This is a genomic window from Pseudomonas sp. JUb42 (genome assembly GCF_024807945.1).
Classification (GTDB): Bacteria; Pseudomonadota; Gammaproteobacteria; order Pseudomonadales; family Pseudomonadaceae; genus Aquipseudomonas.
On sequence record NZ_JANUFD010000003.1, the window covers coordinates 443,914 to 455,725 of the forward strand.

Here is an 11,812-nt window from a genome sequence, read left to right on the forward strand (position 1 = left end):
CTGGCAAATGCTAATCTCTCGCTATTCGCGCGTTCTGTAGTGGTCTTTTGCCACTATTTCAGGGCTTATGCAGTCCATACGTAACTTTGCCCCGTGCAAACGAAGGTGTGGTCGCATTCGGGTCTGTACGAAAAGTCGGCGAGCGCAGCCACTTTTCGTGCAGATCCTAGAGCGAATGTCTTGCGAGTAATACATACCTGGGGGAAATAATAATGAGTTCAAGCTCAGCCCTGAGCGGTTCAGCCGCTCAACCTGCGTTCCTGTCCAAGGAGCGCATTATTGCCAAATCCGGTTTCAACCGTTGGCTCGTTCCACCTGCTGCTCTGGCAATTCACCTGTGCATCGGCATGGCCTATGGCTTCTCCGTGTTCTGGTTGCCGCTGTCCAAGGCTGTCGGCATTTCCACGCCGACTGCCTGCGCGCCCGATATGGGCTTCTTTGCCCAGGTATTCTCGTCGACCTGCGACTGGCCGATCTCGATGCTGGGCTGGATCTACACCCTGTTCTTCATCTTCCTGGGCTGCTCGGCAGCGATCTGGGGCGGCTGGCTTGAGCATGCCGGGCCACGCAAGGCCGGTGTCGTTTCGGCCCTGTGCTGGTGCGGTGGCCTGTTGATTTCGGCGCTGGGCATCTACAGCCATCAGATATGGCTGATGTGGCTCGGTTCCGGGGTTATTGGCGGGATCGGTCTGGGCCTTGGCTATATCTCCCCGGTCTCGACCCTGATCAAGTGGTTCCCGGACAAACGCGGCATGGCGACCGGCATGGCGATCATGGGCTTCGGCGGCGGTGCGATGGTGGGTGCACCCCTGGCGACTGCGCTGATGAGCCATTTCGCAACGCCGGACAGCGTTGGCGTATGGCAGAGCTTCGTGGCCATGGCGGTGATTTACTTCATCTTCATGATCGGCGGCGCTCTGGCGTATCGCGTTCCACCGACTGGCTGGAAGCCTGAAGGCTGGACCGCTCCGGCGAAGAAGGCCAACAACACGATGATCACTCATCGTCACGTACACGTCAGCGTGGCGTGGAAAACCCCGCAGTTCCGTCTGGTCTGGCTGGTGCTGTGCCTGAACGTTTCGGCGGGTATCGGCATTCTCGGCATGGCTTCGCCCTTGCTGCAGGAAGTCTTTGCTGGCCAGTTGCTGGGTAACACGCTGACCTTCAGCCAGCTCAGCGCTGCGCAGTTGGGCCAGATCGCGGCCATTGCTGCCGGTTTCACCGGTCTGTTGAGCCTGTTCAATATCGGTGGGCGGTTCTTCTGGGCTTCGTTCTCCGACTACATCGGCCGCAAAGCCACGTACTTCGTGTTCTTTGCCCTGGGCTTTTTGCTGTACGCCTCGGTGCCAACTCTCGGTCACCTGGGCAGCGTCGCGCTGTTCGTGGCGGCGTTCTGCGTGGTGCTGTCGATGTACGGCGGTGGTTTCGCCACGGTTCCGGCCTACCTGGCAGACCTGTTCGGTACACAGATGGTCGGTGCGATCCACGGTCGTCTGCTGACCGCCTGGGCAGCGGCGGGCGTGCTGGGTCCGGTACTGGTCAACTACCTGCGCGAGTACCAGTTGAGCCATGGCGTGGCCCGTGCCGATGCCTATGACATCACCTTGTACATCCTCGCTGGCCTGCTGGTGCTGGGCTTTATCTGCAACATGCTGGTCCGTCCGGTGGCCGACAAGTACTTCATGACCGACGCCGAACTGGCGGCCGAACAGGCTATCGGCCATGACAAGGGCGCTGACCAGAACACCTCGCTGGAATGGAAAGCCTCGCCGGGCAGCAAGCCGCTGACCATCGCTGCGTGGCTGGCCGTGGGTATTCCGTTGGCGTGGGGTGTGTGGATTACCCTGCAGAAGACGGCGGTGCTGTTCCACTAAGGCCTTTGGCGGGCAGCCTTGCGGCCAACATTGTTGGCGCGAGGCTTGCCCGCGAACGCGTCGTGTCAGCAAAGCATGTGTGCACTGAGAAATCGATTCGCGGGCAAGCCTCGCTCCAACGATGATATTGGAGCGTGTTTGCCTGTGATACGCCCTGTCTGAAACCGCGCAGATAGTTCCCCGCGAATGCATTCGCTCCTACACCCGACACCGTTCTGGGCCTATAATGTCGCCCTTTTCGCCCAATGATTTTGCGGAGCTGGTGATGGCCGAACGTAAGGCATCCGTCGAGCGCGACACTCTGGAGACCCAGATCAAAGCCTCGATCAACCTGGATGGCACTGGAAAGGCCCGATTCGATATCGGTGTCCCATTCCTTGAGCACATGCTCGATCAGATCGCCCGGCACGGGTTGATCGACCTCGATATCGAATGCAAAGGCGACCTGGAGATCGATGACCACCATACCGTGGAGGATGTCGGTATCACCCTGGGCCAGGCATTCAGCAAAGCCATCGGCGACAAGAAAGGCATTCGTCGCTACGGCCACGCCTATGTTCCGCTCGACGAAGCGCTGTCGCGTGTGGTCATCGATTTCTCCGGGCGTCCGGGCCTGCAAATGCATGTGCCGTATACCCGGGCCACAGTCGGCGGCTTCGATGTGGACCTGTTCCAGGAGTTCTTCCAGGGCTTCGTCAACCACGCCAACGTGACTCTGCACATCGACAACCTGCGCGGCACCAACACGCACCACCAGATCGAGACCGTGTTCAAGGCCTTCGGTCGTGCGCTGCGCATGGCCGTCGAACTGGATGACCGCATGGCCGGGCAGATGCCTTCGACCAAGGGTGTGCTCTGATGCAGACAGTCGCGGTTATCGATTACGGCATGGGCAACCTGCACTCGGTCGCCAAGGCCCTGGAGCATGTGGGCGCCGGTCGGGTGCAGATCACCAGCGACGCCAATGTCATTCGTGAGGCTGACCGCGTGGTATTTCCCGGTGTTGGCGCGATTCGCGATTGCATGGCTGAAATTCGTCGCCTGGGCTTCGACTCGCTGGTGCGTGAAGTCAGCCAGGACCGTCCGTTCCTGGGGATCTGCGTGGGCATGCAAGCCCTGCTCGATCACAGTGAGGAGAACGGCGGCGTCGACTGCATCGGCCTGTTTCCCGGCCAGGTGAAGTTTTTCGGCAAGGACCTGCATGAAGACGGCGAGCACCTGAAAGTGCCGCACATGGGCTGGAACGAAGTGACTCAGGCGGTGGATCACCCGTTGTGGCACAACATTCCGGACCTGGCGCGCTTCTATTTCGTGCACAGCTTCTACATCGCCGCCGCCAATCAGCGGCAGGTGGTCGGCAGCGGTCACTATGGCGTCGATTTTGCGGCTGCCATGGCCGACGGCTCGCGCTTTGCCGTGCAGTTCCACCCGGAGAAGAGCCATACCCATGGCCTGCAACTGTTGCAGAACTTCGCCGCCTGGGACGGGCGCTGGTAATGAGCCGCAAGAACAAACCGCCGATCCTCACCCTCACGCCCGAGCAGGAAAGTGAGGCGAACCACAAGATCCAGCGGCTGATGGCCGATCGTTTCGATCTTGATCTGGGTTCTTTCGAGGCGGCGGAGATTCTTGAGCTGTTTACCCGTGAAATCGCCCCGCATTACTACAATCGGGCAATTTTCGACGTTCAGGCGCAACTCAAGGAACGGTTCGAGAGCATCGAAGTGGATCTTTGGGCGCTGGAAAAGAATTAGACGCAGCGGTAAGCCCCGAGCTTCAAGCTGCAAGAATGGCTCGATCGCCTGCTTGCAGCTTGAAGCTTGCAGCTTGCGGCTCTAAAAGACAAAGGATCAAGCATGCTGATTATCCCCGCTATCGACCTTAAAGACGGTGCCTGCGTGCGCCTGCGCCAGGGCCGGATGGAAGACTCCACGGTGTTCTCCGATGACCCTGTGGCCATGGCGGCCAAGTGGGTGGAAGGCGGTTGCCGTCGTCTGCACCTGGTCGATCTGAATGGCGCCTTCGAAGGCCAGCCAGTCAACGGTGACGTGGTCACGGCCATCGCCAAGCGTTACCCAAACCTGCCGATCCAGATCGGTGGCGGTATCCGCTCCCTGGAAACCATCGAGCATTACGTCAAGGCTGGCGTCAGCTACGTGATCATCGGCACCAAAGCGGTCAAGGAGCCTGAGTTCGTGGCCCAAGCCTGCCGCGCCTTCCCGGGCAAGGTCATTGTGGGTCTCGACGCCAAGGATGGCTTCGTCGCCACCGACGGCTGGGCTGAAGTCAGCTCGGTGCAGGTCATCGACCTGGCCAAGCGTTTCGAAGCGGATGGTGTGTCGGCTATCGTTTACACCGACATCGCCAAAGACGGCATGATGCAAGGCTGCAACGTGCCTTTCACCGCTGCACTGGCCGCCGCGACAAAGATTCCGGTGATCGCCTCTGGTGGCATTCATAACCTGGGCGACATCAAGGCCCTGCTGGACGCCCGCGCGCCCGGCATTATCGGCGCCATTACCGGCCGCGCGATTTATGAAGGCACGCTGGATGTGGCTGAAGCTCAGGCGCTGTGTGACCTGGAACAACGCTGATTAGCCCGGCAAACACCGGACTGTGGGAACCACCTATGTGGGAGCAAATTCTGTGGGAGCGAATTCATTCGCGAAGAGGCCGCTACATTCTCTTGCCCTGACAGACCGTTTTCGCGAATAAATTCGCTCCCACAAGAAGCGCAACGTGATTCGCTCTTGCTTGCAGCTAATAGCTTGCAGCTCGTAGCTCTTGATCGGAGATTAAGCCCATGGCCCTGGCCAAACGCATCATCCCTTGCCTGGACGTCGATAACGGTCGTGTGGTCAAGGGCGTCAAGTTCGAGAACATCCGTGACGCCGGTGACCCTGTGGAAATTGCCCGTCGCTACGATGAGCAGGGCGCCGACGAGATCACCTTCCTCGATATCACCGCCAGCGTCGATGGGCGTGATACCACCCTGCATACCGTTGAGCGCATGGCCAGCCAGGTGTTTATCCCGCTGACCGTCGGCGGTGGCGTGCGCACCATCCAGGACATCCGCAACCTGCTCAATGCCGGTGCCGACAAGGTGTCGATCAACACGGCAGCCGTGTTCAACCCTGAGTTCGTCGGCGAAGCCGCCGCGCACTTCGGCGCACAGTGCATCGTCGTCGCCATCGACGCCAAGAAAGTCTCCCTGCCGGGCGAAGCGCCGCGCTGGGAAATCTTCACCCACGGCGGGCGCAAGCCGACCGGTCTGGATGCGGTGATGTGGGCCAAGAAGATGGAAGACCTCGGTGCCGGTGAGATTCTGCTGACCAGCATGGATCAGGACGGCATGAAGAACGGCTTCGATCTGGGCGTGACCCGCGCAATCAGTGATGCCCTTGGCATTCCGGTGATCGCTTCCGGCGGTGTCGGCAACCTTGAGCATCTGGCGGCCGGTGTCCTGCAAGGTGGTGCCAGTGCGGTACTGGCGGCGAGTATTTTCCACTTTGGCGAATACACCGTACCCGAAGCCAAGGCTTACATGGCCAAGCAAGGTATCGTGGTGCGCTGATCGCCGCTCGCCGTGCTAGACAACGCAAAGTAATCCCTGCAACCTCTTTGCGTTGTCAGACTGGGGGCCCGCGAAATGCTCAAAGGTTTTTGTCTTGCGCTGATTAGTGTCATCGGGGTCCTGGCCGGTCCGTCCCGGGCTGCTGAAGTGCCCGCCGACACCATGGTCCTGCTGACGGAAAATCTGCCGCCATTCAATATGGCGGTCGATGGCAAGAACTTCGCCCAGGAAGCCAACATCGAGGGCATGGCGGCTGAGGTAGTGCGTGAGACGTTCAAGCGCGCGGGCCTCAAGTACAGCATGACCCTGCGTTTTCCCTGGGAGCGTATCTATAACCTGGCTCGGGAACAGCCCGGTTATGGTGTGTTTTCCACGGCCCGCCTGCCTGAGCGGGAAAAACTCTTCAAATGGGTTGGTCCCGTAGGTCGCTACGAATGGACCTTGCTCGCCCGGGCCGACAGCCCCATCACCCTGACCAGCCTGGAGCAGGCCAAGAGCTACCGGATTGGTGCTTATAAGGGTGACGCCATTGGTGAGCGGTTGCTGGCCCAGGGGCTGACTCCCATCCTTGCGCTTCGTGACCAGGACAACGTCAAGAAGCTGCTCAGCGGCCAGATCGACCTCTGGGCCACCAGCGATCCTGCCGGACCCTACCTGGCCCGGCTTGAGGGCGTCAGGGGTTTCAAGACCATCCTGCGCTTCAATACCGCCGAACTCTACCTGGCGCTGAACAAGGCCACGCCCGATGTCGTGGTCAACCGCTTGCAGCAGGCCCTCGACCAGTTGCGGGCCGAGGGCTTTGTCGATAAGGCGGCTGCGCGTTATCGCTGATCAGTCGCGAGGCTCGTCGCCCAGGCCGATATAGGAAAAGCGGGTTTTGCCGGGTTGAGGTTGTTGTCCTGCGGATCTTTTCTCCAGCAGGTCTTCGCGCACTGCCGATGGCTGGCCATTGAGGTCATAGGCCAGGGTGCACAACTTCAACGGCAGCTTATTGGCCGGGAAATGTAGCGGCCTGGAGGTAGCTGCCTTGCGCTGGCCTTGGGCGTCGAAGCAGTCGGTGCTCTCCGGTGGGCCGAACTTGAGGCTGTAGTGGCTGAACAGCCGTGGATCCTGTCCGTAGCTGACGCTGTAACCACCACCTGCGTGCTTCATCAATACCTTGGGTGCTTCGGTCGGGCCTGGGGGCAAAAGCTCCACCGCCAGTGTCAGGGCGTTGCGCATCATGCCCAGGCTTGGCCGCTCGTCTACTGCGGTGACTGCGATGATGCACAGTAGGTGCATGCCGGGGCGCAGGCCTATGGCGTCGTTGATCCGGGCGTTTTCAGTCGGGAGGGCGGTGCTGTAGTGATGCGGGCTTTCACATTGATGAGCGCGTTCAACCTGTTTGTAGCGGTAGAAGGGCGTATCGAGGCTAAAACGCAGATCCCAGGCCGGATAGACAGCCTGGCCGTGCATATCCAGCGCGATCTTGGCGTAGCGTTTGACGGGTGATTTGAACGTGATCGAATAAGTTGGAAACAGCGCGCACTCCTGCGGGTCCTGGACAAGCACGCCTTTGGCGAAGCAATTACGCAGGAAGGTCATTGCGCTGCCGTAGTTACTGTCAGGCGATGGCACCGGGAAGCCCTCCGGCAATTCCACTGGCTGGCCACGGCTGCCTTGAGTGGAAGTGCCCAGCACGGCAAACACTTCGTTGCTTTCACGTAACAGGACCGGGCTGCCCGAACTGCCCTCGCTTACATCACGGCACTGGTTTTTCACCGAGTTGCGCCAGAACCACGGCTGCTCCAATACATCAGAGGATTGTTGCTGTGTGCAGGCGGCGAGGCGCAAATAACCTGTGCCGTGCTTCAGCGGAGCGCCGACCAGCAGGATATCGCCGCCGATCGCGGGCATGTCCCTGGCTATTTGAATCGGCTCGATGCCCGCAGCGATCAGTTCGCTCAGTGGCGTCTGCAATTCGATAATGGCGAGATCGACACCCTGCATGCTGCTCCAGTTGATGCGTTTCAGCGCAAAAGAGCGGGGCTGGGTATCGCTGAAGTAGTTGAACAATACCTCGCCCTCGACCACGCGATCAGTGACGATCAAGCCGTTTTTCTTTTCCACGCAATGACCGCTGGTGAGCACGTAGGCCGGGGCATTGGCCGGGCTATCTTGGCTGCGGGTGTCGAGCAGGGTGGCAGTGCAATGCATGCCCCCCTTGGCCATGATCCGGCCAATACCGTTCCAATGGTTGTAGCGCCCGTCGTGGTTTTCCAGCACTTTGGAGTGGGCAAGATTGCCCAGGCCTTCGCCAAAGTCCCCGGCCTGGACCGATAGGGAAAGTCCCCCAACGCCGAGTAGAAGCCCGGCAAGCAATTTCTTGTTCATGAATCATCCTTGATTATTCGAGGGTCATTGCACGTCGGACGACGCGCCTGGCCTCTTTAAGCAAGGAGTAACTCGGGGAACAAGAGGGAAAGGAAAAAGCAGATTTTTCCCCAGGTAATAAATGGCGCGGGCCTACAACTCAGCGGGCGGTTCCTGCTCTGTTGCCGCCGGAGCTGCCGGAGCTGCCGGAGCTGCCGGAGCATCAGGTGCCGCAGCTGCTGGTGTGGAAGGTGCGTCAGGTATTGCAGGTTCTGCTGGCGTTGTAGGTGCGGGAGGTGCATCGGGTTTTGTTGGCGTTGCCGGTGCGGAAGGTGTCACCGGTGCCGCTTTGGGCTCCGATGGCTTGGCGGGGTGAGCCGCCGCTGTTTTGTGATAAACCCCGTTTTTGCCATGGGCGGCCATGGCGCCGTTGCCGCGTACGCTGATCATCCGCCGTACATCGATCCAGTTGATGCCCTGGGCTTTTAGTCCCGGCAGCTCGCGCTCCAGCAAATCCAGGGTCACCGGGTAGGGGTGGCCGATCATGATCACCGAGCCTTGCTTGTGGGCCAGGCGGATCGCGGTCTTGAGTTGCGTGGCGACAGCTTCCGGCGTGCGCACGTCATCGAGGAAAACATCCCGGGACGCACTGGCCAGGCCGATCAGTTGCGCCTGGGCGGCGGCGACGGTCTTGGCGCTGGTGCGGCTGTCGATCAGGAACAGGTGGCGACGTTGCAGCTCGGCCACCAGCCAGCCCATGGCTTCGGGCTGGGCGGTCATGCGACTGCCTTCGTGGTTGTTCAGGCCGGCGGCATAGGGGACTTTCAGCAAGGCGTCGTTCAGGCGCTTTGCCAGTTCCTCCATGGGCAGGTCGGGGCGCCAGGCATAAGGCCCGGTTGCCGGGTCCATGGGCATGTGCAGGATCACCGTCTTGCCAGCCTTGTGGGCTTCCCGGGCGAAGTCGGTGGCATGAGGTGTATCGGGCATGATGGCCAGCGTCACCGGCCCGGGCAGCGCCAGAGCACGACGGTCGCGCTCTGGATTCTGCCCAAGATCGTCGATGATCAGCGTCAGATAGGCGGATTTCCCCGCATTATCCTTGTCGCTCTCCGGCTCCGCCGATGCGCCATGGGCAACACCGGTGAGTCCGAGGAACAGCGCCAGCAGGCAACGTGACAGCCACATAGCCATCAGTTAGTTTCCGCGGGTGACGCTCAAGCCCTTGAGCAGGCTCAGGGCCTGGTTCAACTGGTAGTCGTCGTCCTGCGGACGCGCCTTGGCAGCCGACCCTTTGACGGTCGGTTTGTCCGCGCCGCCGTTGCCGTTGCCCAGGTGGCCGAGCAGATCGGCTTCCTTGTAGTTCTCGGCGTCGGCTTCGTTGGTGACCTTGGCCCGACGAACCACGATATCCGGGTTGATGCCCTGAGCTTGAATCGAGCGACCGTTAGGCGTGAAGTACAGCGCCGTGGTGATCTTGATTGCGCGATCGTTGTTCAGTGGCAGCACGGTCTGTACCGAGCCCTTGCCGAAGCTGTCGGTACCCATGAGCACGCCGCGCTTCTGGTCCTGCAGGGCACCGGCGACGATTTCCGAGGCCGAGGCGCTGCCGCCGTTGATCAGCACCACCAGTGGCGCGCCTTCGCTGGCGTCCGCCGCATCGGCATTGAAGCGCAGCTCGGAGTTGGCGATACGGCCCTTGGTGTAGACGATCAGACCCTTGGTCAGGAAGTGGTCGGCCACTTCCACGGCGGCCTGCAGCACGCCGCCAGGGTTGTTGCGCAGGTCCAGGACCAGGCCGTTCATCTTCTTGCCGTTGTCCTTGCGTAGCTTGGCCAGGGCCTTGCCGACTTCTTCACCGGTCTTGACCTGGAACTGGGTGATACGGATGTAACCGTAGCCAGGCTCCAGCATCTGCGATTTCACGCTCTTGACCTGAATGGTCGCCCGCGCCAGGGTCACGTCAAATGGCGTGCCGCCGTCGCGAACCAGCGTCAGGGTGATTTTTTCGCCGATCTTGCCGCGCATCTTGTCGACCGCTTCCTGCATGGTCTGACCCTGGGTCGGCGCGCCGTTGATCTTGACGATCAGGTCGCCAGCCTCGATGCCGGCCTTGGAGGCAGGAGTGTCATCGATGGGCGATACGACCTTGATGAAGCCGTCTTCGACGCCGACTTCGATGCCCAGGCCGCCAAACTCGCCGCTGGTGCTTTCCTGCAGCTCCTGGAAGTCTTCCGGGCCGAGGTAGGCGGAGTGCGGATCAAGGTTGCTGAGCATGCCCTTGATGGCGTTTTCCAGCAGGGTCTTGTCGTCCACCGGTTCGACGTAGGCGGACTTGATCCGGTCCATGACCTCGGCAAAAGTGCGCAGCTCGTCCAGCGGCAATGGCGCCTTGGCATTGGCGTTGGCAGTACTGCTCGCCGCTGCTGCGGCAGGCGCTACGGTGGCTTTCTCGGCGGCATGGGCCAGCGGAGCACCGATAACGACGGCGATGGTCAGGGCCAGCGAGGTGAGGCGGGACAAATGCAGCATGTCTAACGAACTCCTAAATGCGGTGCCTACTTATCCTTGAGTACGACACCATTGGGCCGGATCACTAGGGCGACCCTGCTGACGAATAGCAAAATACAACGCCGGAGTATCCTGACCGCCACTGGTACCGACAGTGGAAATCGCTTCCCCGGCTTTGACAATGTCCCCAGCGTCCTTGAGCAGACTCTGGTTATGACCATACAGGCTTAAGTAACCATTACCGTGGTCGAGAATGACCAGAAGCCCGGCGCCGCGCAACCAGTCGGCAAACACCACGCGACCGCCATGCACGGCGTGTACCTGAGTCCCGGCCGACGCGCTGATCATGACCCCGTCCCAGGTGGCGCGGGCGTCATCACCACGGCTTTCACCAAAGCGCGCTACCAATCGACCATCAACTGGCCATGGAAGTTTTCCCTTGGCATCAGCAAAAGGTCCACCATAAGACACGCCACTGCTGGAAACCAGCGCGCCAGGGGCCTTTACAGGGCGGCGTGGCGGTGGTGCTTCGTCATCCGGCGGGCTGTTGTCCCGGTTATTCTTGGCCAGGGCGCGAGCGGCTTCTTCACGCTGGCGCTTCTCTTCGGCTTCTCGCTCGGCGATCAGCGCTTTCTGCCGCGCTTCCTCGGCTTCCCGTGCCTGACGGGCCAGGGTTTCTTCGATTGTCTTGAGTACTTTGCTCAGGTCGGCCTGGTCCTGCTGACGGGCCTGGAGTTTCTGGTCACGAACCTTGTAGTCCTGATTGAGCTTGGCCAGGGCGTCCTGACGGTCCTTGCGGACCTTCGCCAGGTCTTCGCGGCGGCTGTCCAGAGTGCCTTGCTGCACAAGCAGTTGGGCCTGTTGCAGATCGATGTCCTTGCTGACGTTGCTCAGTTGGCGCAGGGTTTCATTGAAATTGTGCAATTGAGTCAGGCGGGCCTGGCTCATGTAATCGTAGTAGGTCAGGGTGCGAGCGAATTTTTCCGGGTGCTGCTGGTTGAGCAACAGCTTGAGGTATTCCTGGCGGCCACTCTGATAGGCGGCACGGGCCTGGATGGCGATCAGGCGTTGTTGTTCAACCCGAGCGCTCTGCAGCTTTTTCTTTTCCTGATCGAGCCGCTGCAGCTCGCTTTCAGTCTTTTTTAGTTCCTTTTGCAGGACCTCGACCTGCTTTTCCAACTTGCCCATTTCGGTTTCGGTGCCTTTGAGGTCTTTCTGCACCCCAGCCTTTTCTTCCTGCAATTTGCCCAGGACTTTCTGCAGGTCAGCGATCTCCTGACGAGCGGTATCCAGCTGTTTTTGGGTCTGCGCACGCTCATCGTCGGCGAAGGCCGGATTGAGCAGGCAAATCAGGGCAAGAGCGATCAAGGCGCGGAGCATTGGGCGGGCGATACCGAGGAGAGAGAGAAGAAAGACGGGGACTAGTATGCCCGCCATGCGTTGCAAAAAAAACGTCCGGCAACCATTGCTTTAGCATCAGTTGTAGGAAAATTCGACGTTTCGA

General features: G+C 60.3%; 10 protein-coding genes and 1 pseudogene. 7 read left to right on the plus strand and 4 right to left on the minus strand.

Features of this window, described 5'->3' with window-relative positions; all coding sequences use genetic code 11:
* The first annotated feature begins 212 nt into the window (after positions 1 to 212).
* The 7 genes from M2401_RS08620 to M2401_RS08650 all read left to right on the plus strand — a co-directional run bounded on the left by M2401_RS08620 (position 213) and on the right by M2401_RS08650 (position 6,279).
* Positions 213 to 1,874, plus strand: coding sequence for an OFA family MFS transporter (locus tag M2401_RS08620; protein ID WP_259101541.1), 1,662 nt, complete (start codon positions 213 to 215; stop codon positions 1,872 to 1,874).
* Positions 1,875 to 2,139: 265 nt separating this feature from the next.
* Positions 2,140 to 2,733, plus strand: a complete 594-nt coding sequence (gene hisB, locus M2401_RS08625) for an imidazoleglycerol-phosphate dehydratase HisB (protein ID WP_259101542.1) — start codon at positions 2,140 to 2,142, stop codon at positions 2,731 to 2,733.
* Positions 2,733 to 3,371: an imidazole glycerol phosphate synthase subunit HisH gene (gene hisH / locus M2401_RS08630; RefSeq protein ID WP_259101543.1), complete on the plus strand. Its 639-nt coding sequence runs from the start codon at positions 2,733 to 2,735 to the stop codon at positions 3,369 to 3,371. The genes hisB and hisH overlap by 1 nt, the downstream gene beginning before the upstream one ends.
* Positions 3,371 to 3,628 (plus strand): DUF2164 domain-containing protein, encoded by a 258-nt coding sequence (locus M2401_RS08635; RefSeq protein ID WP_259101545.1) that lies wholly within the window; start codon positions 3,371 to 3,373, stop codon positions 3,626 to 3,628. Before hisH ends, M2401_RS08635 begins: the two co-directional genes overlap by 1 nt.
* Before the next feature lie 102 nt (positions 3,629 to 3,730).
* Positions 3,731 to 4,468: a 1-(5-phosphoribosyl)-5-[(5-phosphoribosylamino)methylideneamino]imidazole-4-carboxamide isomerase gene (gene hisA / locus M2401_RS08640; protein WP_259101547.1), complete on the plus strand. Its 738-nt coding sequence runs from the start codon at positions 3,731 to 3,733 to the stop codon at positions 4,466 to 4,468.
* A 209-nt stretch (positions 4,469 to 4,677) separates the two neighbouring features.
* Entirely contained in the window at positions 4,678 to 5,448 is a 771-nt protein-coding gene (gene hisF, locus M2401_RS08645; RefSeq protein WP_259101548.1) for an imidazole glycerol phosphate synthase subunit HisF, read from the plus strand.
* 75 nt (positions 5,449 to 5,523) lie between these two features.
* The gene (locus tag M2401_RS08650) at positions 5,524 to 6,279 is read left to right on the plus strand and encodes an ABC transporter substrate-binding protein (protein WP_259101550.1); all 756 of its coding nucleotides are present in this window, start codon (positions 5,524 to 5,526) and stop codon (positions 6,277 to 6,279) included.
* Here M2401_RS08650 and M2401_RS08655 read toward each other — a convergent pair whose 3' ends face one another.
* The 4 genes and pseudogenes from M2401_RS08655 to M2401_RS08670 form a co-directional block, all read right to left on the minus strand.
* Positions 6,280 to 7,821, minus strand: a complete 1,542-nt coding sequence (locus tag M2401_RS08655; protein ID WP_259101551.1) for a serine protease — start codon at positions 7,819 to 7,821, stop codon at positions 6,280 to 6,282.
* A gap of 372 nt (positions 7,822 to 8,193) precedes the next feature.
* A pseudogene (locus tag M2401_RS08660) lies at positions 8,194 to 8,985 on the minus strand (divergent polysaccharide deacetylase family protein); the annotation flags it as partial.
* Between the two features lie 9 nt (positions 8,986 to 8,994).
* Positions 8,995 to 10,329 carry a S41 family peptidase gene (locus M2401_RS08665; RefSeq protein ID WP_259101553.1) on the minus strand — a complete coding sequence of 445 codons (1,335 nt, stop codon included), beginning with the start codon at positions 10,327 to 10,329 and terminating at the stop codon, positions 8,995 to 8,997.
* Positions 10,330 to 10,359: 30 nt separating this feature from the next.
* Entirely contained in the window at positions 10,360 to 11,688 is a 1,329-nt protein-coding gene (locus tag M2401_RS08670; RefSeq protein WP_259101554.1) for a murein hydrolase activator EnvC, read from the minus strand.
* Positions 11,689 to 11,812 lie beyond the last annotated feature (124 nt).

Coding starts and splice junctions, on each gene's coding strand:
- M2401_RS08620 (WP_259101541.1), top strand. CDS start 213: ATGAGTTCAAGCTCAGCCCTGAGCGGTTCAGCCGCTCAACCTGCGTTC.
- hisB (WP_259101542.1), top strand. CDS start 2,140: ATGGCCGAACGTAAGGCATCCGTCGAGCGCGACACTCTGGAGACCCAG.
- hisH (WP_259101543.1), top strand. CDS start 2,733: ATGCAGACAGTCGCGGTTATCGATTACGGCATGGGCAACCTGCACTCG.
- M2401_RS08635 (WP_259101545.1), top strand. CDS start 3,371: ATGAGCCGCAAGAACAAACCGCCGATCCTCACCCTCACGCCCGAGCAG.
- hisA (WP_259101547.1), top strand. CDS start 3,731: ATGCTGATTATCCCCGCTATCGACCTTAAAGACGGTGCCTGCGTGCGC.
- hisF (WP_259101548.1), top strand. CDS start 4,678: ATGGCCCTGGCCAAACGCATCATCCCTTGCCTGGACGTCGATAACGGT.
- M2401_RS08650 (WP_259101550.1), top strand. CDS start 5,524: ATGCTCAAAGGTTTTTGTCTTGCGCTGATTAGTGTCATCGGGGTCCTG.
- M2401_RS08655 (WP_259101551.1), bottom strand. CDS start 7,821: ATGAACAAGAAATTGCTTGCCGGGCTTCTACTCGGCGTTGGGGGACTT.
- M2401_RS08665 (WP_259101553.1), bottom strand. CDS start 10,329: ATGCTGCATTTGTCCCGCCTCACCTCGCTGGCCCTGACCATCGCCGTC.
- M2401_RS08670 (WP_259101554.1), bottom strand. CDS start 11,688: ATGCTCCGCGCCTTGATCGCTCTTGCCCTGATTTGCCTGCTCAATCCG.